The organism is Pseudomonas kuykendallii, from assembly GCF_900106975.1.
GTDB classification, from domain to species: Bacteria; Pseudomonadota; Gammaproteobacteria; order Pseudomonadales; family Pseudomonadaceae; genus Pseudomonas_O; species Pseudomonas_O kuykendallii.
Window position 1 is genome coordinate 52,516 of record NZ_FNNU01000008.1, and the last position, 23,545, is coordinate 76,060.

The window sequence follows — 23,545 nt, forward strand, 5'->3', positions numbered from 1 at the left end:
GCAGGGCCGGCAGGCGTTCAGAACACCGAGGCGAAATCGCCCAGCTCGACCTGCACCGATTTGATCTGCGTGTAGTGTTCCAGGGTGGCGACGCCGTTCTCGCGGCCGACGCCGGAGTGCTTGTAGCCGCCCACCGGCATTTCCGGCGCGGATTCGCCCCAGGTGTTGATCCAGCAGATGCCGGCCTGCAGGCGGTGGATCACCCGGTGCGCGCGGGCGAGGTCGCGGGTTACCAGGCCGGCGGCGAGGCCGTAGTCGGTGTCGTTGGCGCGGCGGATGACCTCCTCTTCGCTGTCGTAGGTGAGGATGCTCATCACCGGGCCGAAGATTTCCTCGCGGACGATCTGCATGTCGTCCGTGCAGTCGCTGAACACCGTGGGTGCGACGAACGCGCCTTTGCCCAGCTCGCCTTCCGTCACGCGCCCGCCGCCGATCAGCAGGCGCGCGCCTTCGCGCTTGCCGCTCTCGATGTAGCGCAGCACCGACTCCATGTGCGCGAAGCTCACCAGCGGGCCGAAGTTGACGCGCGCATCCAGCGGGTCGCCGAGGCGGATGCGCTTCACCCGTTCCACTACCTTGGCCTCGAACGCCGCCTGCAGCGCGCGCGGTACGAAGACCCGCGTGCCGTTGGTGCAGACCTGCCCGGAGCTGTAAAAGTTGGCCATCAGCGCGATGTCGGCGGCGCGGTCGAGGTCGGCATCCTCGAAGACGATCAGCGGGGACTTGCCGCCCAGCTCCATGGTCACTTCCTTGAGCGTCGAGGCCGAGGCGCTGGCCATCACCTTCTTGCCGGTGGCGACGCCGCCGGTGAAGGAGACCTTGGCGATGCCTGGATGCTCGGCGAGCGCCTGGCCGACCTCGGCGCCGCTGCCGGTGAGCACGTTGAACACGCCATCCGGCAGGCCCGCCTCGGTGTAGATCTCGGCCAGCTTGAGCGCCGTCAGCGAGGTGACTTCGCTGGGCTTGAAGATCATCGCGTTGCCGGCCGCCAGGGCCGGCGCGGATTTCCACAGGGCGATCTGGATCGGGTAGTTCCAGGCGCCGATCCCGGCGACCACGCCCAGCGGCTCGCGGCGGGTGTAGACGAAGGAGCCCTCGCGCAGCGGAACCTGCAGGCCCTCGAGGGCCGGGATCAGCCCTGCGTAGTACTCCAGCACGTCGGCGCCGGTGACGATGTCCACCGCGGTGGTTTCCGACAGCGCCTTGCCGGTGTCGAGGGTTTCCAGTTCGGCCAGCGCGTCGTTGCGCTCGCGCAGCAGGTCGACGGCGCGACGCAGGATGCGCGAGCGCTGCATCGCGGTCATGGCCGCCCAGACCTTCTGCCCGCTCTGCGCGGCCTCGACCGCGCGGTCGACGTCGGCGCGCGTCGCCGCCTGCAGTTCGGCCATCACCTCGCCGTTGGCCGGGTTGATGGCCTCGAAGGTTTCGCTACCGCTGCTGCTCTGATAGCGGCCGTCGATGTGGAGTTGTTGCACGCCAAAGCGGGACATGAAGGCTCCTCTCGTGGGTGGATTGCCGGTCGCAGGGTGCGCTGCGCGCCGCAGCGAATGCGGCGTTGCCCGGCGGTGCGCGTGGCGCACCCTACGGTTTCGGTGTCGCGGTAGGGTGCGCCGTGCGCACCTGGGAATGCGCAGTTGTTGGCGGTGCGCATGGCGCACCCTACGATTGCGAGGCGATGTAGCGATCGACTATCAGCAGAGCCTGCGACAGGTCGAAGGGTTCACCGCTGAGTACGCTGCGCAGCCACAACCCGTCGATCAGGCCGGCCAGGCCCTGCGCCGCCAGGCGCGCCTCGTCGCGCGGCAGGAAGCGGCGGAACTCGTAGCAGAGGTTCGAGTACAGCCGGCGGCTGTTCACCTGCTGCAGCCGGTACAGCTGCGGGTGATGCATGCTGCTGGCCCAGAACGCCAGCCAGGTCTTCATCGCCGCGGCGTTGGTCTGGCTGTCGTCGAAGTTGGCCAGCGCGATCGCCCGCAGGCGGGCCTGGGGCGAGCGCTCGGCGAGGGCGTCGAGACGGGTGCGCACGGCGCTGCCCAGATGCGTCAGCAGGTAGCGCATGGTCGCTTCGAGCAGGCCATTCTTGTCGCTGAAGTAGTGGCTGATGATGCCGTTGGACACGCCGGCGCGGCGCGCGATCTGCGAGATCGACGCCTCGTGCATGCCCACTTCGTTGACGGCAGCGAGCGTCGCTTCGATCAGCTGCTGCCGGCGTATCGGCTGCATTCCCACTTTCGGCATGTGCGTCTCCTGGCGCGGCGTTTCGGGTGGCCGGGCGTGTTCTGCGGACGCGGCGGCCGATGGCATCACCCCTTCAATCTAATCGTTTTTAATTGAACGTTCAATCAATAAAAAGTATATTTCACCTCCGCCGCAGCGCCGATCCGCGCGACGTCCTGCTCGCCGCCGCCTGCTTCGCGCCTGAACGAAGCGGCCGACGAGGCGTCTATCTTCCGGGCTCAACAGCCCGGTAATCGCGGCTCCGGTCCCTCTCCACAGGTGCCGGAGGCCACCGGCGGGCCACGCCGGACACGGATCGCGCTGCGACTCATCCAAGGGACCTTCCAGGGGAAAACATGCCTTCGACCGACCTCCAGAAACCCAGAGATTCGCTGAACAAGGTGGTCTTCTTCACCGCCGCGGGGCTGATCCTCGCCTTCACGCTGATGACCGTGTTCTTCACCGAAGTGTCGGGGCGAACCATCAGCGCGGTGCTGAGCTGGGTATCCTCGACCTTCGGCTGGTACTACCTGCTGGCGGCCACGCTCTACATCGTCTTCGTGCTCTTCGTGGCGAGCTCGCGCTTCGGCGCCATCAAGCTCGGCCCGGAGCAGTCCAAGCCCGAATTCAGCCTGCTCAGCTGGTCGGCGATGCTGTTCGCCGCCGGTATCGGCATCGACCTGATGTTCTTCTCGGTGGCCGAGCCGGTGACCCAGTACATGCTGCCGCCCGAGGGCGAGGGGCAGACGGTGGAGGCGGCGCGCCAGGCGATGGTCTGGACGCTGTTCCACTACGGCCTGACGGGCTGGTCGATGTACGCGCTGATGGGCATCGCGCTGGGCTACTTCAGCTACCGCTACAACCTGCCGCTGACCATCCGCTCCTCGCTGTACCCGATCTTCGGCAAGCGCATCGACGGGCCGATCGGCCACAGCGTCGACATCGCCGCGGTGGTCGGCACCATCTTCGGCATCGCCACCACCCTGGGCATCGGCGTGGTGCAGTTGAACTACGGGCTGAAGGTGCTCTTCGACCTGCCGGAAAACCTCACGGTGCAGGGTGCGCTGATCCTGCTGTCGGTGGTGATGGCGACGATCTCGGTCACCTCCGGGGTGAACAAGGGCATTCGTTTCCTTTCCGAACTCAACGTGCTGCTGGCACTGGGGCTGCTGCTGTTCCTGCTGTTCTTCGGCCACACCGAGTTCCTGCTCAACGCGCTGGTGCTGAACATCGGCGACTACGTCAACCGCTTCCTCGGCATGACGCTGAACAGCTTCGCCTTCGACCGGCCGACCGAGTGGATGAACAGCTGGACGCTGTTCTTCTGGGCCTGGTGGGTGGCCTGGGCGCCCTTCGTCGGGTTGTTCCTGGCGCGCATCTCGCGCGGCCGGACGATTCGCCAGTTCGTCCTCGGCACGCTGGTCATCCCGTTCGTGTTCACCCTGCTGTGGCTGTCGATCTTCGGCAACAGCGCGCTGTACCAGATCCTCCACGGCAACCTCGACTTCGCCAACGAGGTCATCGCCCACCCGGAGCGCGGCGTCTACAGCCTGCTGGCGCAGTATCCGGGCTTCACCCTCAGCGCCTCGGTGGCGACCATCACCGGGCTGCTGTTCTACGTGACCTCGGCGGATTCCGGCTCGCTGGTGCTGGGCAACTTCACCTCGCGGCTCGCCGACATCAACAGCGACGCGCCTAACTGGCTGCGCATCTTCTGGTCGGTGACCATCGGCCTGCTGACTCTGGGCATGCTGATGACCGACGGCATCACCGCGCTGCAGAACACCACGGTGATCATGGGCCTGCCGTTCAGCTTCGTGATGTTCTTCGTGATGGCCGGGCTGTACAAATCGCTGCGCCTGGAGGACTACCGCAAGGCCAGCAACCTGCAGCCGCTCGCCAGCATGTCGGTGGACGCCTCGCTGAACTGGAAGCAGCGCCTGTCACGGGTGATGCATTTCCCCGGCACCTCGCACACGCAGAAGATGCTCGACAGCGTCTGCCGCCCGGCGATGCAGGAAGTGGCGCAGGAGCTGGAACTGCGCGGCGCCAAGGTGCAGTTCTCCGAACATCCGCCGACCGGCGACGAGAAACTCAGCCACCTGGAGCTGCTGGTGCTGCTGGGCGACGAGCAGAACTTCGTCTACCAGATCTGGCCGCAGGAATACGTGGTACCGGGCTTCACCTACCGTGCCCGCGCCGGCAAGTCGCATTACTACCGCCTGGAGACCTTCCTGCGCGAAGGCACGCAGGGCAACGACCTGATGGACTACAGCAAGAACCAGGTGATCAACGACATCCTCGACCACTACGAGCGCCACCTGAACTTCCTGCACATCTACCGGGAGGCGCCAGGCAATGCGCTGACCTTCCCGGAGTGAAGGCGGGCCGTGGCCTGCGAGTCCGTTCAGGGCCCCGCAGGCCTCGGCACTGGAAGCCGGCGGCTCACAACCAGATGGGCACGATCGAGGCGACCAGCAGCGCGCCCAGGGACATGTTGAGGATACGCCACTGCGCCTCGGTCTTCAGGGCGCGCGCCAGGACCACGCCGGCCACGCACCAGATCGCCAGCGAGATCAGCGAAAACACCGCGAACACCAGGCCGAGCAGCAACGCCAGCGTCTCCGGGCCGCGGGTCAGCGCGGCGAACGAGGCGGCGGCGCTGAGGGTCATCGCCCAGGCCTTGAGGTTCTGCCAGAGCAGCCATACGCCGGTGAGGAATCGCGACGGTTTCTCCGTGGCGGCGGCCGTGCCGGGCGCCCCGCGACGGGCGATCTGCAGCGCCAGCCAGAGCAGATAGGCCGTGCCCACCAGCTTCATCGCCAGTTGCAGCGACGGCAGCGCCAGGATCAGCCCGCCCAGGCCCGCCGCGGCGGCAGCGGCCATGCTCGCCAGGCCGAACGAGATGCCCGACAACAGCGGAAACGAGCGCCACCAGCCGAAGTTGGCGCCCGAAGCCGTGGCCAGGGTGGTCGCCCCGCCCGGGCTGATGGTGGAGACCAGGGCGAACAGGAGCAGCGGAAGCAGCGCGTCGAGCATGATCGAATATCCATGAGAGGGCTCGACTTGATAGCGAATCGCCCTCTAGCATGGAAACTAATATTCGTAATCCGCTGGATTAGAGACCCTAATGGCAAAGGCAGTGCGTACGCTCGATCTGGTGCTGTTGCGAACCTTCGTCGTGGTGGCTGACCAGCGCAGCATGACGGCCGCCGCCAACGCGCTGCACCTCACCCAGGGTGCGGTCAGCCAGCAGGTGAGGAAGCTCGAGGACATGCTCGGCGGCCCGCTGCTGGTTCGCCAGCGCGGCGGTATCCAGCTCGCGCCCCTGGGCGAGCGGCTGATCGCCAGGGCCCGGCAGATCCTCGCGCTGAACGATCAGCTCTGGGCGGACCTGCAAGGCGATGCGGTGCAGGGCAGCGTGCGTCTCGGCGCGCCTTACGACCTCGCCGGAGCCTGGATAGCGCCGGCGATCAAGTCGTTCATGGAGGCCTATCCGCAGGTCGAGTTGTCGCTCACCTGTGGCTCCTCCACGGAGCTGAAGAGCGCCATCGCCAGCGGCTCGCTGGACCTGGCCGTCGTCGAGGAGAGCGTCGAGGCAGCCAGCGGCGAATGCCTGTCCCTCGAACGCCTGGTCTGGGCCGGCGCGAAGGGTGGTTCTGCGTACCTGAGAACCCCGCTGCCGGTGTCCATGGTGGCCGAGACCTGTGCCTTCCGCGCGCCGGTGATCGCGGCGTTGCAGGAGCAGGACCGGCCATGGAGGACGCTGTTCGAGAACGGCAACCTCGAGGCGACGGTGGCGATGGTCAGCAGCGACCTGGCGGTGTCGGTGTGGCTGCAATCCACCGTGCCGGCCGCCCTGGACATCCTTCCCGCCGAGGCGCTGTTGCCCGAGCTTCCGCCGGTCGCCATCTCGCTGCAGCGCTCCAAGGGCAGTGCCAGCGCGGCGTCGAACGAACTGGTTCGTCACCTGCGCCTGCACCTCGCGTGCCCCTGACCGGGCCGCGCCGGCTTCAGCCATCGATGCCCGCGACGGGTTTGCGCATGCGCACCGAATAGCGCAGCCGGGCGTGGGCGTCGTAGCCGTCCGCCTTGCTGTACAGGGCGTCCTGGTCCACGGTTTCCACCGCCAGCCCATGCCGTTCGCCCAGGTCGTGCCAGAAGCTGCGGCGCAGGAAGGCGTTGCCCGAAGGGCGGTGCTCGCTGTGGTAGCTGCCCAGGCGTTCCGGGTCGTTGAGCAGGCCGATGTAGATCAGCCCGCCGGGGCGGGCCAGGCGGACCATCTCCAGCGCGGCCCGCTCGCACGCCGCCCGCGACGGCAGGTAGAGGAACACCGCGTTGGAGACCACCTTGTCGTAGTGGTTGGGGGTCGCGTGGGAGAGGTCCTGCACGTCGCCCACCCAGAACTCGCCCTGCAATCGGGACTGGGCGACCCTGATCAGCTCCGCGGACAGGTCCATGCCGTCGATCTCGATCTGCCAGTGCGCCTGCAGGGCGTGGAGAAAGGCGCCAGAGCCGCAGCCCGCCTCGAACACCCGGTCGCCGTCCTGCACGCCGATGAAGCGCGCGCAGCTCTGGCAGAAGGCCTGCCAGTCGCTGCGCGAGAACAGGCCCCAGTTGTTCAGTTCGTGCAGGTCGCTTCGCTCGCTGTCCCTGGCCAGCTCGTCGTACTGGGCGGCGACCGCCGAGACCGGCGGAGGCGGGGCGAGCAACTGGCGCCGCGCGAGAATCTCGGCAGCCAGCGGATGGCCCGCCAGCTCGGCCAGCCACGCCAGCCGCTCCTCGGGTTCCAGCCGCTCCCAGTGGTCGCCGTGCGCCGGATTCCTGAGGTCGAGCAGTTCGAAGTGTCGCGTCAGGTCGTGGTAGATCAGCAGCCAGCGCTGGCGACTCAGGGCGAAGGGTTCGCAGGCCCATTGGCGGAACGCGCTGGTGTTGTGCATCAGCAGGGTCCTGCCGGCGGCGATGGGCGCCAGCAGGCTTTGTCCCGAGCCCAGGCGCTGGCGCGTTTCGAGGTCGACGCCGAACAGTTGCAGCAACGTCGGGTACAGGTCGATATGGCTTACGGTGACCTCGACGTTGGCCCGCAACTGCCGGCATTGCGCGTCGTCGAGGGCGTTGGCCGGCCAGCGCAGCCAGAACGGCACCGAGAGGTTGTCGAGGTCCAGCTGGTCGAGGCGCAGCGGCATGCGTCGCGCTTGCTGGCGGTCGTAGCGCTCCGGCGTCTCGCCGTGGTCGGCGGTGAAGGCGATCAGCGTGTTGTCCAGCTGGCCGCTGGCCGAGAGGCAGTCCAGCAGCTCGCCCAGGCAGGTGTCGAAGAGGCGCAGCGCGTCGAGGTAGTCGGCGAGCGCCGAGGGCGTGCTCGTCGGCTTGTCGCCGCCCTGGGGGCTGAACGGCGCGTGCAGCATGTTGTAGTTGACCACCGAGAAGAACGGCGCGGCGCAGCGCGGCAGTTCGGCCGTCAGGTAGCGGTTCAGTACGCGATCGTCCATCGCCATGTCGTTCACGGCCGGCTCGCCGAGCACCTCGCGGTAAACGGCGCGGTCCAGCGAAGGGCCGATCAGGAAGGCCTCCAGGCCGCACCAGTCGAGGCTTTGCGAGCTGTAGAACGAGGTGTGGTAGCCCCGCGCCTTGGCGGCATCCCAGAGCAACGGCGTGCGGTGGAAACGCTCCCAGGATTGCTCGGGCGACAGGCCGGTGAAGAGGCTGGCATAGGCGATGTCGCTGCTCGATGAATTGGCCAGCGCCTGGGGGAAGTCGACCAGCCGCCCCGAGGCGATCTCCTGGCGGACGAAGGCCTGGTATCGCGGCGTCGCCGCCCGTCCGGCCGGGCTTTCCAGCACGCGCCTGGACAGGCTCTCGCAGACGATCAGCAGCACGTTCTGCCGGGTTGAGCTGAAGGGCCCGGCGGCAGGGAGGCGGGGAAGTTCCTCGCGCTGCGCTGCCGCCAGTCCGGCGACCCGCTCAGGTTCGCGGCGGCTTTTCCACCAGGCCAGGACCAGGTTGGGCACCGGCAGCCTGGGCGACCCACGACGCAGCGACAGGCCGTTCACGCCCAGGTAGCCGGCCCAGAGGACGACGAGGAGACCAGCGGGCGCGGCGAACGCCGGGCCGGTGGCCGCCAGCAGGCAGGCGCCCAGCACGGCCAGCAGGAGCAGCCCGTCGCGCGCGCCGAGTTCCTGGCGCAACAGCAACTTCGCATTGGCCGGTTCGCGCCGGGCGAAGCGCAGTGCATCGGCGTCCACAGGCCAGCCCAGTCGGGCGTAGAAGGCGCGATCCAGCGTGACCGCCACGCCGTAGGCCAGCGCCAGGGGCAGCCAGAGCAGGCTGGGCGTGACCAGGCCCAGCGCTTCGAGGGCGACGAACTCCAGCAGCGCACGCTTTCGCGGCAGGCGACGCGGCCAGAGCGCCAGGGCCAGCATCAGGCAGGGAAAAACGGAGCGCGCCACGAGGGCAATCGCAACGGTGTTATCAGGACTCTGCATGGATCACCGACGGCTCTGGGTGGGCGGCGAAGGACCGGTAGGCCGACGGGATCGGCTGCGGGCACCCGGCAGACGTTCTGCCGCCGGTTTCTCGAAGAGACTAGCCAGCGTCAGAACGTCTGCGGGGAGGGCACCTGGCGAGGACGGAATCGCACTCCGGCGCGGGGCGTTCCCCCGCGCGAAAAGGTCGGTGAGTGTGGCGGTTTTCCCGGCCCTGTCAAAGGCAAATCGGCGCTGGCGGACGAACTGCCGGGAAGGCGCCGATGCGCGGGCGGAGAACGCTAGAGCATGCGTTTGAGCACGCTGTCCCGCAGGTAGAAGTGATGCCAGAGCGCGGCGGCGATGTGCAGGCCGATGACGTAGTAGAACGCTTCGCCGAGGAAGACATGGGCGGCTTCGATGTTCTCCGCCATCGCCTTGTCCAGTGCGAAGGGCGAAGCGAGGGTGAGGCCGCCCAGCGGAATGCCGCCTCGCTCCAGCAGCACGACCATCAGGCCCATCAGCGGCTGTACCAGCAGGAAGCCGTAGAGCGCCAGGTGAGTCACCTTGGAGAGCAGTTGCATAAGCGGCGCAAGCGGTGGCTGCAGCGGCGGCGCCGGGGAGCGCAGGCGCGCGAGCAGCCTGGGCAGGAGGAGCGCCAGAACCAGCAGGCCGATCCAGAAATGCCCCTGGACGAACAGCGTTCTCGGCGTGCTGCCCTTGGGAAACCAGCCGCGGCAATTGATCAGGATGTACGCCAGGATCACCAGCCCGGCCATCAGCCAGTGCAACCAGCGGGAGGTGCGGGCATAGCGGGCGGGAACCGGGGTGTCGGCGGCCCGCGGATGATTGACGGTGGAACGGATGAGATCGGCCATATGCCCCTCGTGAGTGAGTGGCCACCCGAGTGGCCGTTGGTTGCGGGAAGTATCCCGGGCCTGGCTTAACGGAGTCTGAAGCTCGGCCGCGTTTGTCCTGGCCGCTTCAGCTGCTGCGCGGGATCGACAGGGTGGCGAGCAGCCCGCCTTGCGGGTGGTTTTCCAGTGCGATGCTGCCGCCCAGGCGTTTGGCGATCATCTCCACGATCGACAGCCCGAGGCCCGCGCCATTGGGGTTGTCGCGACTGTAGAAACGCTCGAAGAGGCGTTCGATCTTTGCCTCGTCGATACCCGGCCCCCGGTCACGCACGCTCAGTACGAAGCGGTCGCCACCGGCCTCCGTGAGCTGCACGGTGACCTCGCCACCGGCGGGCGAGAAGTTGGCCGCATTGGTCACCAGGTTCTGCAGGGCGATGCCTATGGCTTGCGCGTCGCTGCGGGTTTCGTAGCGGCCGGCGGCCACCTCCAGGGACAGCTCGAGCCCCTTGTCCAGCAGCAGCGGGGTGAGTTCGGCCAGGGTCTCGCGCACCACGCTTTCGACGTTCACCAGTTGCCAGTCCTTACGCGCAGTCTCGGGCTCCACCCTCGCCATCGTCAGCAGCTGGTTGACCACCCGGGTCAGGCGGTCCACGCCGCCCAGCAGGAAGCGCAAGGCCTGCTCGCGGGTTTCATCGTCTTGCGCCTCCAGGGCGTTCTGCACATGGATGCGCAGGATCGCCAGCGGCGTGCGCATTTCATGGGCCGCATCGCCGATGAAGCGCCGTTCGCGTTGCAGGAGGTGGCCGACCTGCGACAGCAGCCGGTTCAGCGCCGCCTGCATCGGTTCCAGTTCCCGGGGCAGCGGGGTCAGCAGCAGCGGCTCCAGCGACTCGGCGTGCCGGCCGCGAATGACCTGTGCCATGTTCTGCAACGGCCGGAGCCCCCAGCCGACGGCCTGCCAGACCAGCACCGCGAGCAGGACCAGGCCGATCAGGTTGGGGATCAGCGTGTGCCGCACGATCCGGTCGACCAGGTCCTGACGGACATCGTCGCGCTCGCCGACCCAGATGCGCAGGCCGCGTTTTTCGTCCGGCAGCAGGAAACCGTGCCAGCCGACCCCCTGGATGCTCACTTCGGCGAACCCCGGGGCGCCCGGCGCCTCATCGAACACCGGCGCACTGGCCGAGCGCACCAGGCTCTTGCCCTGCAGGTCCCAGACCTGGAAGGCCATCTTGCCTTCATAGGGATGGCCGACCTTGTGCCGTCCCGCCTGGCTCAGCGCGGTGTTGAAGGCCTCGTAGAGCTGCTGGCGCTGCTCGTCGGGCAACGGCATCTGCACGATGCCCTGCAGCAGTCGGGCGCTCTGCGCCAGCTGGGCGTCGTAGATCTCGGTGATTTCGTGGCTGCTGTCGTGGAAGTTGTAGAGGGTGATGGTCAGGGTGCCGAGGATCAGCAGCGCCAGGACCAGCCACAGGGTGCGATGGCGCAACGAAGTCATCTCAGCCCTCCACCCGATAGCCGATGCCGCGCACGGTGCGGATCAGCTCGGGAAACAGCTTTTTGCGCAGATGGTGAATGTGCACCTCGAGGGTGTTGCTTTCGGCTTCCTCGTCCCAGCCGTACAGCAGCTGGGTGAGCCGCTCGCGGGTAAACACCTTGCCCGGTTGCGACAACAGCTCGTGCAGCAGCGTGTATTCCCTGGGCGTGAGAACCACCGGCGCGTCGCGGTAGCGCACCTGCTGGGTGGTGGGGTCGAGGCTGATCCCCGCGTGCTCGATCACCACCTGGGCACGTCCGCTACTGCGGCGCAGCAGCGCGCGCAGGCGGGCCTTGAGTTCATTGAGGTCGAAGGGCTTTACCAGGTAGTCGTCCGCGCCGGCATCCAGGCCGGCGATGCGGTCCTCGGTGTCGTCCCGCGCCGTGAGGATGAGCACCGGCAGGGTGCTGGCCTGCTGGCGGATCTGCTGCAACACCTGGATGCCGCCGAGGCGGGGCAAGCCCAAGTCCAGGACCAGCAGGTCGAAGGATTCGCTGAGCAGCGCATGCACCGCGCTGACGCCGTCCTGCAGCCAGTCCACGGTGTAGCCCTCGGCGCGCAAACCGGCGCGTACGCCTTCACCGAGGGCGGTGTCATCTTCCACGAGCAACAAACGCATGGGCATCCTTACGGGCTGGGCGATCAATCGAGCTTGGGCTCGATTTCCTTGAGTAAAGCATCGATATCGCGGCGCCTGCCTTCGTCGGCCAGTTCGCGGCCTGGCCTGGGCGCCGCCTGTCTGGCCTGGAGCAGCGCGGCCTTGGCCTCGGCGTATTGTCCTTCGCGGTACAGATGATCGCCCCAGAAGTACAGGCTATCGATCCCGTTCGGATTGATGCGCAGGGCGTCATGCAGCAACGCGTCCGCCTTGTCGACATCGCCGAAACCGATGGGCCAGCGCGGTACGCGGTCATACAAGGCGGCGAGGCTGGTGTAGGCCGAACCTTGCAACGCCTTCGGCTCCAGTTCCAGCGCTTTCTCCAGCATCGCCTTCGACTGCTTGGCTTTGCCCAGCGCGCCCAGACCCCCTTCGGCGCCGGCCCAACTGCTCACCACGATGCCGTTCCATATCCAGGCCTCGGCGGCGGCGGGCCGTTCCTGGGTGAATGCCTGGGCCTGCGCGGCGAGCTTCTCGAACTCGGCCGCCTTCTGTTTTTCCGGCGTGTTGTACTGCACTTCCGCCCAGCGCTGCTGGATGCTCAGCAGGCGCTGGCTGTCGGCCTGATCGAGGGCCCAGGCCGAGGTCTGGCCAAGCAGGCACAGCAGGGCGGCGAGGGCGGTGAGCGAGCCCGTTTTCATCGTGGGGGATTCTCCTGCAATTGAATGAAACTGCGAATGACCGGCAGCTGTTTGCGCAAGGCGCGGTCGACGACGCCGGGCAAAAGCCCATTCAGGCGGACGAAGAGTTTCTCCGGCCAGCCGAGGTACAACTCGTTGAGGTTCCTGCGAATGGCGCCCACGACTTCGCGGGCCACGCCCTGCGGCTCGTCGACGCTGGTCTTGAGGGCTTCGTTGAGGGCCATGGCGGCGCTGCTGTTCATGCGGGTGCGGGTGGCGCGGGGCGCCACGTACAACACGTTCACGTCGGTGTCGGCCAGCTCCCGACGCAGCGCTTCGGAAAAACCGCGCAAGGCGAACTTGCTCGCGCAGTACACGGCATAGCCGGGGTAGCCGATGGAGCCGTAGGTGGACCCCAGGTTGACCACCAGCGCATGCGACTGGCTGCGCAGAATCGGCAGCAGCGCGCGCGTCAGCTGCAGGCTGGCGACCAGGTTGACCGCCAGCATGTCGGCGATCTCCGCATCGTCGAGTTGTTCGAGCAGGGCGAAACGGTTCACCCCGGCGCCGTTCAGCAGGACGTTCACGCCTCCCAGGTGACGCGCCGCCTCGACGATGGCCTGCCGGCCGGCGCTGGTGCGCAGGTCGGCACTGACCTGATGCAGTTGCAGCGGATAGCGTGCCACCAACGCCGCCAGGGCGTCGGGCTGACGGCTCACCGCCAGCACCTGCGCGCCGCCCTCGCAGAGCTGCTCCACCAGCGCCAGGCCGATGCCGCCCGTGGCACCGGTGAGAACCACCCGGCAGTCAGACAGCTGCATGCCGCACCTCGGTGGCCGTCGGCCGCGACTGGCTACGTGGAAGGCCGCGGAACATCTCGCTGTAGAGGTGGTAGACGACCTTGCTGGCGTGGATCACCGCCTTCTTGTCCTCGGGGTCCTCCAGTCGGTTCATCAGGTCGCGGTAGGTGTCCATGTGGCCGATATCCAGCGCGCCGTGGGAGGACAGGTAGCTGAAGGCGCTCTCCGGCAACTCCAGCCGTTGCTGCAGGGTGCTGGCGGCCTGGGTGGCCAGGGCGATGCTGGTGCCCTCCAGCACGTTGACCATGCCGAACAGACCGACCGGGTTGCCCCGCGCGATCAGGTCATAGAGATAGCCGACCATCAGCTCGATCGCCATCGAGGGTTGTCCGTCGCGCACCGCCTCGGCGTCGCCGCCACAGGCTTTGATGTCATCGAGGATCCACTTCTCGTGGCCATATTCCTCCTCGATGTATTCGCACACCGCGCCGCGCAGCCACTCCAGGCGGGCGGGCAAACGCGCGCCGCAGGTCATCAACAGCGGCACCGTATGGCGCACGTGGTAATAGGCCTGGGTAAGGAATGCCCGGTAGCTTTCCAGGCTGACGTCGCCGGCCAGGGCTTCGCGAATCACCGGCAGGCTGAACAGGGTCTGGCGTTCCTGGGCGGTGGCGGCTTGCAGTTCGTCAAAGAAATCCATGGTGTGACCTCACGGGGTGATGGGTTCTAAAAGAGCGTCGCGGTAGCGCGACAGGATCGCTTCCCGGCGCAGCCGGCCGTTGCTGGTGAGCAGGCCGTTGTCCGGGGTGAAGGGTTCGGGGAGGCGTTGCCAGGCATGCACCTGGGCATAGTCCGGCAGGTGCGCGTTGGCCTGGGCGACGGTCGCGGCCAGCGTCTCGTCGCTGCAGTCGGGGTCCAGCGGCCAGAGCAGGGCCATGTTCTGGCGCATGCCCTCGCCGTGCACGAAGGCCTGGGCGATGGTGCCGCGCTGGGTCAACTCGGCCTCGACCCAGTCCGGGTTGACGTTGCGGCCGAAGCTGGTGATGAACTGGTGCTTCTTGCGTCCCTGCAGGTACAGGTAACCCTCCGCATCGAACCTGCCGATATCCCCGGTCGGCAGCCAGTCGCCGCTGAAGGGCCGCTCGCCGAGATAGCCCAGCAGGGCGGAACCGCTGACCAGCACTTCGCCGTCATCCGCCAGCCGCACCGTGACGTGCCGCAACGGCCGCCCGACGCTGCCGGGGCGATCGTGCCCGGGGCGGTTGAGGCAGACCACCGAGGCGCATTCGGACAGCCCGTAGCCCTGATACACCGGCAGATCGACCTGAGCGGCGCGTTGCAGCAGATCGGCCGATACCCGCGCGCCGCCCACCGCGACGAAGCGGAATTGCTCGGCGGACAGCTGCTTGCGCTCGATCGCCGTGACCAGGCCGAGCAGCAATTGCGGCACCAGAATCACGCTCTGTGCGCCGCTGGTTACCAGCGCGCAAAGCAGACGCCGCCATTCCACGCTCGTGGCGCCGTGGATGCCCAGCTGCTTCTGGGAGAATACGGTGATGCTCGCCCCGGCCAACAGCGCCGCGTAGATACCCAGGTTCTCCAGCAGCACCGCCATCGGCAGCACCGCCAGGTAGCGTTCCGGCGCGGCCGGGCGGCTTGCGTGTTCCAGCTCCCGTGCTACCCGCAGCAGGGCCTCCGCGCTCAGGCATACGCCCTTGGGCGTGCCGGTGGTGCCCGAGGTGTAGGTGATCTTCGCGGTGCCCGCGGGAATGCCCGGATCCGCGCTCTGCGTCCGTCGCCAGAAAGCACCGTCGCGGTAAAAGCCCGCGCGCTGCATGTCGGCGGCCATCGCCTCGTCGGCAATCGCGATGTCCACCTGGCTCTGGTCGAAGCAGTGGACGCGCTGGGCCTGGGTGAAGAACGGCGGAAGGGTCACGCAGGGCAAACCGCTGAACAACGCCGCCAGGTCCCAGAGTACGGCTTCGGGGCTGTTGTCCATCACCAGCGCGAACACCTGGCCTCGCTGTGCCTCGAGCAGGGCGCGGCGCAGCTCGACTCCTTCCCAAAGCTGCTGGTAATCGAAGCGGCTGCTGTCCCCGATCAGGGCATACGTCGAGGGGCGGAGGTTCCGGTGGTTCTGCAACTCGGCGTGCAGCGCCGTCAGTTCACGCCGCATGGCAGTGCCGCGCATCAAAAAAAGGAAAACCCAGGCGTGCCAGCACTCCGCTGCTTTCCAGCTGCTCCAGGCCGAAGCGGATGTCGCCGGCATAGACGTGCGGATGCTGGCTGTAATAGTTCCCCCATGTGTCCTGGTCCGCGCCCAGCCTTTCCGGGTCGGCGTCGCACAGCAGAAGGGGCTCCAGGCCCAGGCGCTGAAAGCTGTTGATCAGCGTCGCGGCGCCGGTGAAAACCACCCATTCCAGCCCATGACGGGCCAGCAGCCAGGTCATCGCGACGATGATCAGCCGGGCACTGCCGGCGTTGCGCGCCGCGAGGTTGCCGACTTCGACGATGCAGCGGCGCTCCACCGGTTCGCCGGCGATGAGCGAAACGACCTGTTCCATCGGATTCTGCAGGTACTGCTCGATGAACATCGGGCCCGTTCTGCCCAGGCGGGCACCGACGGCGGCGCAAAGTTGGCCCTGGCGGTCGTGCAGGGCCATCAGCTCGGGCATGAAATGATGGATTTCGGCGTTATGCACCGCCGCGAAGCGCTCGCGAATGAACGTCTCGACCGCCTCGCGGCCGGGGTCCTGTTCGCGCGTCAGCGACAACGCCAGCGGACGCTGCAAATCCGCGCCAAAGCTCAACGGAAACACGGTGTTCCACTCGGTATCGATCATCGACATTCCCTCCAGCGTTGATTAGCTGGGGGCACTATCGACAACGAACCTTAATGAACTCTGAAGATCGGCCGTGAGGGCGCCTCTGGTCGAGATCGCTGCAGCTGGCAGGGCTACTGAGCCCGCCTTCACGGCCGCCGGCGTCGCTGTCACGAAACTGCCTTGCATCCGGCTTAGGATGCAGTCGGTCGTCTGGATTCGCGACCGTTTGGATTGGCTCCTTTCCATGTGAACGCTTTCTCACTTGGCAGCTCGTGCATCGAGCTGCTTTTTTTTGCCTGCGATTCGTCCGCGCGGCCTTTCGCTTCGCTCATTCCTCTGGTGACGCGGGCGGAGTTTTCCACGCATGGCGCAGGGCATCCAGCGCGCGGCGGATCTCCGCTTCCGGCACGGCGGCGAAGCCGAGAACCAGACCGGCGCGCGCCTCCTGCGGGGCGTCGCTATCGGGTAGCCAGTAGCGGCTCAGGGCGTTGATTTCCACGCCGACGCCTGCGGCGGCGGCGATCAGCTGGCGTTCGCGGGCCAGGCTGTCGACGCGCACGCAGAGGTGCAGGCCGGCGTCCACCGCCGGCAGCGGCGCGCAGCCCGGTATGGCGTCCGGCCAGGCGGCCAGCAGGGCGTCGCGGCGGCCGCGGGCGGCGCTGCGCATGCGGCGGATATGGCGCTGGAAATGCCCGGCGGCGATGAACTCCGCCATCACCGCCTGGGTGCCGATTTCCGAGTGGCGCATGTCCAGCGCGCGGCGCCGGGCGAAGGGCTGGGCGAGGTTCGCCGGCAGCACCAGGTAGCCCAGGCGTAGCGCCGGAAAAGTGATCTTGCAGAAGGTGCCGACGTAGAGCACACGGCCCTGGCGGTCCAGCGCGGCGAGCGGCGCCAGCGGCGTACCGTTGTAGCGGTACTCGCCGTCGTAGTCGTCCTCGACGATCCAGCCGTCGTGACGCTCGGCCCAGTTCAGCAGTTCCAGGCGCCGCGCCAGCGAGAGGGTGACGCCGGTGGGATACTGGTGCGACGGCGTGACGTAGGCCAGGCGGCAGTCGCCGGCGCGCTCCAGGGCGGCGCAGTCCAGCCCCTCGGCGTCCACCGGGATGCCGTGCAGGCGCGCGCCGGCCACGGCGAAGGCATGCCCGGCGGCGCGATAGCCGGGGTTCTCGATCGCCACGCGGTCGCCAGGGCGCAACAGCAGCTGCGCGCAGAGGCTGATCGCCTGCTGCGCGCCGCAGGTGACGACGATCTGCGCCGGGTCGCAGTGCAGGCCGCGGCTGGTGCGCAGGTAGGCGGCGATCAGTTCGCGCAGTTGCGCATCGCCAGCCGGGTCGCCGTAGCCCAGCCGCGCCGGCGACGGCTTGCGCCAGAAGCGCGCGGACAATCGCGCCCAGGTCTCGAAGGGGAACAGGTCGAACGCCGGCACGCCGACGCGGAACGCCCGCGGCGCGCCTTGCGGGGGCGGCGACAGGTGATGCTCCGTCAATAGCCGAAGCGCCGCGCTGGGCGGCGATCCGGCGTTGACCGGCGCCGCCGTGCGCACCGCGCCCACCGGGGCGGCGACGTAGGTGCCATCGCCGACGCGGCCCTCGACGTAGTCCTCGGCGTACAGCTGGTCGAAGGCGCGAGTCACGGTGTTGCGCGAGATGCCGAGCAGGGCGGCCAGGTCACGGCTCGCCGGCAGCCGCGTGCCGCCGGGCAGGCGCCCGTCCAGCATGCGTTCGCGCAAGGCCTGGTAGAGCTGGCGGGCGAGACCCTTGCCGGGTTCCAGGCGGATGCCGGAAAGGTCGAAGGGAAGCGGGACGGTTGGCATGGATTGGCCCTGTCGAAGTCGGCATAAATGGATCTTGGAGAAGGCCAATAGTCTGCATAGGATGCCCCTGTCAAGCCAGGAGAATCACCCATGTACCTGCCCGCCGCCTTCCGCCAGGACGATCTCGCCGAGCTGCACCGGCAGATCGTCGACAGTCGCCTGGCGACCCTGGTCAGCCACGCCGCGGACGGGTTGCAGGCCAGCCACCTGCCGTTGCTGCTGGTGCCGGAAGAGGGCCCGTTCGGCACGCTCTACGGGCACTTCGCCAGGGCCAATCCGCACGGGCGGGTGCTCGCCGAAGGCGGTTCGGCGCTGGCGGTGTTCAGCGGGCCGGATGCCTACGTGAGCCCGTCCTGGTATCCGGCGAAGGCCGAGCACGGCAAGGTGGTGCCGACCTGGAACTACATCGCCGTCCACGCGCAGGGTCGCGCCGAGGTCTTCGACGAGCCGGCGCGCCTGCTCGACTTGCTCGCCCGCCTCAGCGACCGTCACGAGGCCGGGCGCGCGCAGCCCTGGGCGCTGGGCGATGCGCCGCGCGAGTATATCGATGCCATGCTGCGCGCCATCGTCGGTTTCGCCTTGCCCATCGAGCGCCTGGAGGGCAAGTGGAAGCTCGGCCAGAATCGCAGCGCCGCGGACCGCCAGGGCGTGCGCGACGGCCTTGGCGCCAGCACCGATGCGCGCGACCGCGAACTGGCACAGCGCATGAATCACCCATCCTGAACCCACGCAGAAGGAACCCGCATGTCCACCCTCGAAATCCGCGCCGTCACGGCGGCCGACCATGACGCCTGGCTGCCGCTCTGGCAGGGCTATCTGACGTTCTATAAGAGCGAGCTGGCCGAAGGCACCACGCCGGTCACCTGGCAGCGCTTCCTCGATCCCGCCGAGCCGATGCACGCGGCGCTGGCCTGGCAGGACGGCCGCGCCGTCGCGGTGGTGCACTGGATCTTCCACCGATCCTGCTGGACGGTGGGCGACTACTGCTACCTGCAGGACCTGTTCGTCGCCGGCGACCTGCGTGGCAGCGGCATCGGCCGGCGGATGATCGAGCACGTCTACGCCGAGGCCCGCGCCGCCGGTGCCTCGCGGGTGCACTGGCTGACCCACGAGACCAACACCGACGCCATGCAGCTCTACGACCGCATCGGCGACCGCTCCGGCTTCGTCCAGTACCGCAAGCTGTTCTGATCAGGAAGTGCCCCATGACCACCGAACGATACCTCGACTGGCAACCCGTCGCCGCGCCGTCGCACACCCCCATCGACGGTCGCTTCGTGCGACTGGAGCCGCTCGATGGCGCACGCCACGGCGACGATTTGTGGCGGGCGCTGCAGGGGCCGGAGGCCGACCCGTTGCTGTGGGAATATCTGCCGTACGGGCCATTCGCCGAGCGCGCGCCCTTCGATGCCTGGCTGGCGGGCAACCAGGCCAGCGCCGATCCGCTGTTCTTCGCCGTCATCGATCGCGCCAGCGGGCGCGCGGTCGGCCTGCTCGCCTACCTGCGCCTGGCGCCGAAGGACGGTTGCATCGAGATCGGCCACATCGCCTTCGGCCGCGTCATGCAGCGCACGCCGGGTTCGACCGAGGCGGTCTACCTGCTGGCGCAGCGGGTGATGGGCGAGCTGGGCTACCGCCGCCTGGAATGGAAGTGCAACGCGCTCAACGCCCGCTCGATGCGCGCGGCGCAGCGCCTGGGCTTCGTCCACGAAGGTACTTTCCGCCAGCACATGGTGGTCAAGGGGCGCAACCGCGACAGCGCCTGGTTCTCCTTGCTCGACAGCGAATGGTCGCGCTGCCAGGCGGCGTTCGCGCGCTGGCTGGGCGAGGACAACTTCGATGCGGAAGGGCGCCAGAAGCAGAGCCTGGAAGCGCTGCGCGGCTGAGTGGCGGCCGGCGGTTCAGGCCACCGGTTCGTTGCTCAGCCTGAGCGTCACCTTGTTCTGGTTCAGGCACTGCAGGAGCTTGCCGGTGGGCTGCTGGTCGGTGATCAGGCAGTCGACCTGGTGCCAGGAGGCGTAGCGACCGGGGAAGGTGCTGTTGAACTTGGAATGGTCGGCGACGATCAGCGTCTTGCTCGAACGCTGCATCATCGTGCTGTACACCGCGCTGCAGTCGATCAGCGCATCGCTGGCGCCGTCGTCCGACAGGCCGCTGGCGCCGAGAATCGCGTAGTCCGCTGAGAACCCGTTGAGGAAGGCGATGGTGTGCGCGCCGACCATCGCGCCCTCGGTGGCGTGGTACTCGCCGGGCAGCACGATGACGCGGATGGTCGGGTTGATCGACAGCACCGTGGCCACGCCGAAGGAATGCGTGAGCACGGTGATGTCCTTCATCTCGGTGGCGATGCGCCGGGCCACGTGCACGGTGGTGGAGCCGGAGCCGAGCATGAGGATCTGCGCGTCCTCGATCAGCTGCACGGTGGCCCGCGCGATGCGTTCGCGCTCGTTGATGTAGAGGCGGTGGCGTTCGGTCAGCGAAGGCTCGGTGGCGATGGCGCGCACGGCGCCGCCGTAGGTGCGGTTCAGGTGACCGCCCTGGGTCAGCTCGTCGAGGTCGCGGCGGATGGTTTCGGTGGACACGTTGTGCAGGCGGGCCAGGTCGACGATACGCAGGCTCGGCGCATTGTTGAGTTCCGCCATGATCTTGGCCTGGCGTGCGGTTTTCGCTCTGGACATGTGCCCTCGAATCGCTGCGTTGAAGGTGGGCGCCAACTGTGGGATTCACCACAAAAAGGCCGACGGATTGCCCATGGTAGATCATTCGCCGCCGTGCGGGAACGCCCGGTGCCGTCACCCGTCTGCGCGGCGTTGGAGGCTTTCCCGTTGCACGAAATGTGGTCGTCTCGGCCTAAAAATGTTGCAAGCGCAATATTTATCCTTGTTGCTGTGGTTCAAATGTTGTACTTCTAGCGCACCAAGGTTGTGGGGATTGTCATGTTGTACGAGAGTGAATTTCTTCAGCGGCTCGAAGCCGGGCTGCGCGGGGCGCTGCCGAACTGGGGTCTGCCGGAAGATGCGGCGGTCAGATTGCTGGCGATCTCGGAGAACGCCACCTATCTGGTCGAGGACACCGCCACAAAACGTCGACAGGTGATTCGCGTGCAGCGCCCCGACTATCACAGCGTCGCCGAGATCGAGTCCGAGCTGAGCTGGATTCTCGCGTTGCGCGAGTCCGGTCTGGTCAGCGCGCCGGCGCCGATTCCCACCGTCGACGGGCGCCTGCTGTGCTCCTTCGCCGATGGCGACAGGGTGCGCCACGTCGCCGCCTTCGAGTGGATGCCGGGCAGCGAACCGGACGCCGCCGGCGACCTCGCCGAGTGGTATCGCGTGCTCGGCCAGATCAACGCGCGCCTGCACCAGCACAGCCGCAGCTGGGTCAAGCCAGAGGGCTTCGTGCGCAAGGTGTGGGACTTCGACACCATCATCGGCCCGCTCGCGCACTGGGGCGACTGGCGCCAGGCGCTGGGCCTCGACGCGCACGGGCGCGACGTGCTGGAACGTACCCAGGCGCTGCTGCGCGCGCAGACCGCGGCCTACGGCACCGATGCGCAGCGTTTCGGCCTGGTGCACTGCGACATGCGCCCGGCCAACCTGCTGGTGCATGGCGACCGCCTGAGCGTGATCGACTTCGACGACTGCGGGTTGAGCTGGTACGCCTATGACTTCGCCGCCTGCGTCAGCTTCCTCGAGGAAGACCCACGGATACCGGACTTCCTCGCCGCCTGGCTGGACGGCTATCGCAGCGTCGCCGAGTTGCCCCGGGAGGACGAGGACGCCATCCCCATGCTGCTGATGCTGCGTCGCATGCAGCTCACCGCCTGGATCGCCAGCCACGCCGAAACGCCCACCGCGCAGTCGATGGGCGAGGACTACACCCGCGGCACCGTTGCCCTGGCCGAGCGCTACCTGAGCGCCTATGCAGAGAAGGACCCGAGATGACCGAGTCGAAGCAAATCCTCCAGTTGAACCGCTTCGACATGGCCAGCGCCGAGCGCCTCGACGCGCGCCTGGCGAAGCTGGTCGAGCGGCGTCGCGCCTCGTTCGGCGCCTCCTCGGTGCTGTTCTACCAGAAGCCGCTGGAGATCGTTCGCGCCGAGGGCGTGACCATGTTCGACGCGGCCGGCAAGGCCTACCTGGACGTCTACAACAACGTGCCCACCGTCGGCCACTGCCACCCGCAAGTGGTCGAGGCGATCAGCCGCCAGGCCGCGCTGCTCGCCACCAACAGCCGCTACCTGTACGAGAACCTGCATACCTACGCGGAAACCCTGCTGGCGACCTTCCCGGCGTCGCTGTCGAACCTGGTGCTGACCTGTACCGGCAGCGAAAGCAACGACATCGCCCTGCGCATGGCGCAGACCCACACCGGCGGCAACGGCTTCGTGGTGACCGAGACGGCCTACCACGGCAACACCACGGCGGTGATGGAAATCTCGCCGTCCTCGTACCGCAAGGGCAGCCCGTTGCCGCCGCACATCCGCACCATCCCGGCGCCGGACAGCTACCACCTGGAACCGGGGCAGGAGGTCGGCGCGGTGTTCGCCGCGCACCTGCGCGCGGCCATCGCCGACCTGCAGAACAACGGCATCACCTTCGCCGGGCTGGTGGTGGACACGGTGTTCTCCAGCGACGGCGTGTTCGCCGATCCCGCCGGCTTTCTCGCCGAGGCGCTGGCCGTGGTGCACGAGGCGGGCGGGCTGTTCATCGCCGACGAGGTGCAACCGGGCTTCGGCCGCACCGGCAAGGGCCACTGGTGCTTCGCCCGACACGGCATCGAGCCGGACATCGTCACCCTGGGTAAACCCATGGGCAACGGCTATCCCATGGCCGGTGTGGTCACGCGCCCGGAACTGCTCGAGGCGTTCTGCGCCGAAACCGGCTACTTCAACACCTTCGGCGCCAACCCGGTGGCCGCCGCGGCCGGTCTCGCGGTGTTGCAGGTGATCGAGCAGGAAGGGCTGATCGCCAACGCCAACCGGATCGGCACGCTGCTGCGCGACGGCCTGCGCGACCTCGGTCGTCGCGACGAGCGAATCGGCGACGTGCGTGGCGCCGGCCTGTTCATCGGCCTGGAATTCAGCCGTGGCGAGCGCGAGCCGGATGCCAACCTGGCGGCCTACGTGATCAACGCGATGAAGGAGGAGGGCATCCTGATCGGTGCGGCCGGCGCCTACGGCAACGTCCTGAAGATCCGTCCGGCGCTGTGCTTCGGCGAGGACAATGCGGGCTTCTTCGTCGAGACGCTGGCCCGGGTGTTGCGCGGAGTGTGAGCTGCGCCCCCTGAGCGGCGGACTTGAGGCGTAAGGCTGCTCACTTGGGCGGTGGTCGAGTTCGATGTGGGGAGGGGCTGGCTGTTTCGCGGTCTTTCCCGCCCTCTCCCCCAGCCCCTCTCCCATGAATGGGAGAGGGGAGTTAATCCATGCAGGCTCGATGAACAGCGACAGGCTTGACTCCCGCTTGGGCGGCGGGCAGGCGCGGGCGAGCATTGAGCGTAGGGTGGGTTAGCGGCACACCGAAGCCGAGGTTCACCCCGAATCACCCCCCGCGTAACCCACCAGGCGGAGTCGCGTGGACCTCCGCTCCGCGTGGGTTGCGGCGCTACGCATTTCCTTGATCGCATCCCCGGTGGGCGCCTTGACCCACCCTGCGGTTCACGCCGAACGCGTAGAGTGGGTTAGCGGCACAACGAAGCCGAGGTTCACCCCGAATCACCCCCCGCGTAACCCACCAGGCGGAGTCGCGTGGACCTCCGCTC

The 23,545-nt window shown here is 67.7% G+C and carries 21 protein-coding genes; 7 read left to right on the top strand and 14 right to left on the bottom strand.

Going from position 1 to position 23,545, the window contains the following annotated elements:
- Positions 1-17 precede the first annotated feature (17 nt).
- Both betB and betI read right to left on the bottom strand, forming a co-directional pair.
- Positions 18-1,490, bottom strand: coding sequence for a betaine-aldehyde dehydrogenase (gene betB, locus BLV15_RS20390; RefSeq protein ID WP_090231559.1), 1,473 nt, complete (start codon positions 1,488-1,490; stop codon positions 18-20).
- A gap of 169 nt (positions 1,491-1,659) precedes the next feature.
- Positions 1,660-2,238 carry a transcriptional regulator BetI gene (gene betI / locus BLV15_RS20395; RefSeq protein WP_090231560.1) on the bottom strand — a complete coding sequence of 193 codons (579 nt, stop codon included), beginning with the start codon at positions 2,236-2,238 and terminating at the stop codon, positions 1,660-1,662.
- A 335-nt stretch (positions 2,239-2,573) separates the two neighbouring features.
- Between betI and BLV15_RS20400 the strand changes: the two genes are divergently transcribed.
- Complete coding sequence (locus BLV15_RS20400) at positions 2,574-4,598, top strand: choline transporter (protein ID WP_090231561.1); 2,025 nt, start codon at positions 2,574-2,576, stop codon at positions 4,596-4,598.
- 64 nt (positions 4,599-4,662) lie between these two features.
- On the opposite strand, the gene BLV15_RS20405 is transcribed toward BLV15_RS20400, so the two are convergent.
- Positions 4,663-5,256 (bottom strand): LysE family translocator, encoded by a 594-nt coding sequence (locus BLV15_RS20405; protein ID WP_090231562.1) that lies wholly within the window; start codon positions 5,254-5,256, stop codon positions 4,663-4,665.
- A 103-nt stretch (positions 5,257-5,359) separates the two neighbouring features.
- Here BLV15_RS20405 and BLV15_RS20410 point away from each other — a divergent pair, with 103 nt between their 5' ends.
- The gene (locus BLV15_RS20410; protein WP_217632909.1) at positions 5,360-6,214 is read left to right on the top strand and encodes a LysR family transcriptional regulator; all 855 of its coding nucleotides are present in this window, start codon (positions 5,360-5,362) and stop codon (positions 6,212-6,214) included.
- A 16-nt stretch (positions 6,215-6,230) separates the two neighbouring features.
- On the opposite strand, the gene BLV15_RS20415 is transcribed toward BLV15_RS20410, so the two are convergent.
- From BLV15_RS20415 to pdxR, 10 genes are all read right to left on the bottom strand, one after another.
- Entirely contained in the window at positions 6,231-8,699 is a 2,469-nt protein-coding gene (locus tag BLV15_RS20415; RefSeq protein WP_090231564.1) for a sulfatase-like hydrolase/transferase, read from the bottom strand.
- Between the two features lie 281 nt (positions 8,700-8,980).
- Entirely contained in the window at positions 8,981-9,556 is a 576-nt protein-coding gene (locus BLV15_RS20420; protein ID WP_090231565.1) for a cytochrome b, read from the bottom strand.
- Between the two features lie 106 nt (positions 9,557-9,662).
- Complete coding sequence (locus BLV15_RS20425; RefSeq protein WP_090231566.1) at positions 9,663-11,033, bottom strand: sensor histidine kinase; 1,371 nt, start codon at positions 11,031-11,033, stop codon at positions 9,663-9,665.
- A gap of 1 nt (position 11,034) precedes the next feature.
- Positions 11,035-11,691: a response regulator gene (locus BLV15_RS20430; RefSeq protein ID WP_090231567.1), complete on the bottom strand. Its 657-nt coding sequence runs from the start codon at positions 11,689-11,691 to the stop codon at positions 11,035-11,037.
- A 23-nt stretch (positions 11,692-11,714) separates the two neighbouring features.
- Positions 11,715-12,371, bottom strand: coding sequence for a tetratricopeptide repeat protein (locus tag BLV15_RS20435; protein ID WP_090231568.1), 657 nt, complete (start codon positions 12,369-12,371; stop codon positions 11,715-11,717).
- Entirely contained in the window at positions 12,368-13,171 is an 804-nt protein-coding gene (locus BLV15_RS20440) for an SDR family oxidoreductase (RefSeq protein WP_090231569.1), read from the bottom strand. The genes BLV15_RS20435 and BLV15_RS20440 overlap by 4 nt, the downstream gene beginning before the upstream one ends.
- Positions 13,158-13,850, bottom strand: a complete 693-nt coding sequence (locus tag BLV15_RS20445; RefSeq protein WP_090231570.1) for an iron-containing redox enzyme family protein — start codon at positions 13,848-13,850, stop codon at positions 13,158-13,160. The genes BLV15_RS20440 and BLV15_RS20445 overlap by 14 nt, the downstream gene beginning before the upstream one ends.
- A gap of 9 nt (positions 13,851-13,859) precedes the next feature.
- Positions 13,860-15,326, bottom strand: a complete 1,467-nt coding sequence (locus BLV15_RS20450; RefSeq protein WP_090231648.1) for an AMP-binding protein — start codon at positions 15,324-15,326, stop codon at positions 13,860-13,862.
- Complete coding sequence (locus BLV15_RS20455) at positions 15,316-15,993, bottom strand: thermostable hemolysin (RefSeq protein WP_090231571.1); 678 nt, start codon at positions 15,991-15,993, stop codon at positions 15,316-15,318. The genes BLV15_RS20450 and BLV15_RS20455 overlap by 11 nt, the downstream gene beginning before the upstream one ends.
- Positions 15,994-16,303: 310 nt before the next feature.
- On the bottom strand, positions 16,304-17,788 hold the full coding sequence (gene pdxR / locus BLV15_RS20460; RefSeq protein WP_090231572.1) for a MocR-like pyridoxine biosynthesis transcription factor PdxR: 1,485 nt from the start codon (positions 17,786-17,788) through the stop codon (positions 16,304-16,306).
- A gap of 90 nt (positions 17,789-17,878) precedes the next feature.
- Here pdxR and BLV15_RS20465 point away from each other — a divergent pair, with 90 nt between their 5' ends.
- From BLV15_RS20465 to BLV15_RS20475, 3 genes are read left to right on the top strand one after another with little or no spacing between them, the layout of a single operon-like run.
- On the top strand, positions 17,879-18,511 hold the full coding sequence (locus BLV15_RS20465) for an FMN-binding negative transcriptional regulator (RefSeq protein WP_090231573.1): 633 nt from the start codon (positions 17,879-17,881) through the stop codon (positions 18,509-18,511).
- Between the two features lie 21 nt (positions 18,512-18,532).
- On the top strand, positions 18,533-18,979 hold the full coding sequence (locus BLV15_RS20470) for a GNAT family N-acetyltransferase (protein WP_090231574.1): 447 nt from the start codon (positions 18,533-18,535) through the stop codon (positions 18,977-18,979).
- A 14-nt stretch (positions 18,980-18,993) separates the two neighbouring features.
- Complete coding sequence (locus BLV15_RS20475; RefSeq protein ID WP_090231575.1) at positions 18,994-19,674, top strand: GNAT family N-acetyltransferase; 681 nt, start codon at positions 18,994-18,996, stop codon at positions 19,672-19,674.
- Positions 19,675-19,689: 15 nt separating this feature from the next.
- Here BLV15_RS20475 and BLV15_RS20480 read toward each other — a convergent pair whose 3' ends face one another.
- Complete coding sequence (locus BLV15_RS20480) at positions 19,690-20,466, bottom strand: DeoR/GlpR family DNA-binding transcription regulator (RefSeq protein ID WP_090231576.1); 777 nt, start codon at positions 20,464-20,466, stop codon at positions 19,690-19,692.
- A gap of 258 nt (positions 20,467-20,724) precedes the next feature.
- On the opposite strand from BLV15_RS20480, the gene BLV15_RS20485 reads away from it, so the two are divergent.
- A complete protein-coding gene (locus tag BLV15_RS20485) occupies positions 20,725-21,729 on the top strand; it encodes a phosphotransferase enzyme family protein (protein WP_090231577.1) in 1,005 nt (334 codons plus the stop codon).
- Positions 21,726-23,060 carry an aspartate aminotransferase family protein gene (locus BLV15_RS20490; RefSeq protein WP_090231578.1) on the top strand — a complete coding sequence of 445 codons (1,335 nt, stop codon included), beginning with the start codon at positions 21,726-21,728 and terminating at the stop codon, positions 23,058-23,060. Before BLV15_RS20485 ends, BLV15_RS20490 begins: the two co-directional genes overlap by 4 nt.
- Positions 23,061-23,545: the final 485 nt, after the last annotated feature.

Bases quoted from the DNA above. Each gene is read 5' to 3' on its own strand.
- betB (WP_090231559.1), bottom strand. From the start codon at position 1,490: ATGTCCCGCTTTGGCGTGCAACAACTCCACATCGACGGCCGCTATCAG.
- betI (WP_090231560.1), bottom strand. From the start codon at position 2,238: ATGCCGAAAGTGGGAATGCAGCCGATACGCCGGCAGCAGCTGATCGAA.
- BLV15_RS20400 (WP_090231561.1), top strand. From the start codon at position 2,574: ATGCCTTCGACCGACCTCCAGAAACCCAGAGATTCGCTGAACAAGGTG.
- BLV15_RS20405 (WP_090231562.1), bottom strand. From the start codon at position 5,256: ATGCTCGACGCGCTGCTTCCGCTGCTCCTGTTCGCCCTGGTCTCCACC.
- BLV15_RS20415 (WP_090231564.1), bottom strand. From the start codon at position 8,699: ATGCAGAGTCCTGATAACACCGTTGCGATTGCCCTCGTGGCGCGCTCC.
- BLV15_RS20420 (WP_090231565.1), bottom strand. From the start codon at position 9,556: ATGGCCGATCTCATCCGTTCCACCGTCAATCATCCGCGGGCCGCCGAC.
- BLV15_RS20425 (WP_090231566.1), bottom strand. From the start codon at position 11,033: ATGACTTCGTTGCGCCATCGCACCCTGTGGCTGGTCCTGGCGCTGCTG.
- BLV15_RS20430 (WP_090231567.1), bottom strand. From the start codon at position 11,691: ATGCGTTTGTTGCTCGTGGAAGATGACACCGCCCTCGGTGAAGGCGTA.
- BLV15_RS20435 (WP_090231568.1), bottom strand. From the start codon at position 12,371: ATGAAAACGGGCTCGCTCACCGCCCTCGCCGCCCTGCTGTGCCTGCTT.
- BLV15_RS20440 (WP_090231569.1), bottom strand. From the start codon at position 13,171: ATGCAGCTGTCTGACTGCCGGGTGGTTCTCACCGGTGCCACGGGCGGC.
- BLV15_RS20445 (WP_090231570.1), bottom strand. From the start codon at position 13,850: ATGGATTTCTTTGACGAACTGCAAGCCGCCACCGCCCAGGAACGCCAG.
- BLV15_RS20450 (WP_090231648.1), bottom strand. From the start codon at position 15,326: ATGCGGCGTGAACTGACGGCGCTGCACGCCGAGTTGCAGAACCACCGG.
- BLV15_RS20455 (WP_090231571.1), bottom strand. From the start codon at position 15,993: ATGATCGATACCGAGTGGAACACCGTGTTTCCGTTGAGCTTTGGCGCG.
- pdxR (WP_090231572.1), bottom strand. From the start codon at position 17,788: ATGCCAACCGTCCCGCTTCCCTTCGACCTTTCCGGCATCCGCCTGGAA.
- BLV15_RS20465 (WP_090231573.1), top strand. From the start codon at position 17,879: ATGTACCTGCCCGCCGCCTTCCGCCAGGACGATCTCGCCGAGCTGCAC.
- BLV15_RS20470 (WP_090231574.1), top strand. From the start codon at position 18,533: ATGTCCACCCTCGAAATCCGCGCCGTCACGGCGGCCGACCATGACGCC.
- BLV15_RS20475 (WP_090231575.1), top strand. From the start codon at position 18,994: ATGACCACCGAACGATACCTCGACTGGCAACCCGTCGCCGCGCCGTCG.
- BLV15_RS20480 (WP_090231576.1), bottom strand. From the start codon at position 20,466: ATGTCCAGAGCGAAAACCGCACGCCAGGCCAAGATCATGGCGGAACTC.
- BLV15_RS20485 (WP_090231577.1), top strand. From the start codon at position 20,725: ATGTTGTACGAGAGTGAATTTCTTCAGCGGCTCGAAGCCGGGCTGCGC.
- BLV15_RS20490 (WP_090231578.1), top strand. From the start codon at position 21,726: ATGACCGAGTCGAAGCAAATCCTCCAGTTGAACCGCTTCGACATGGCC.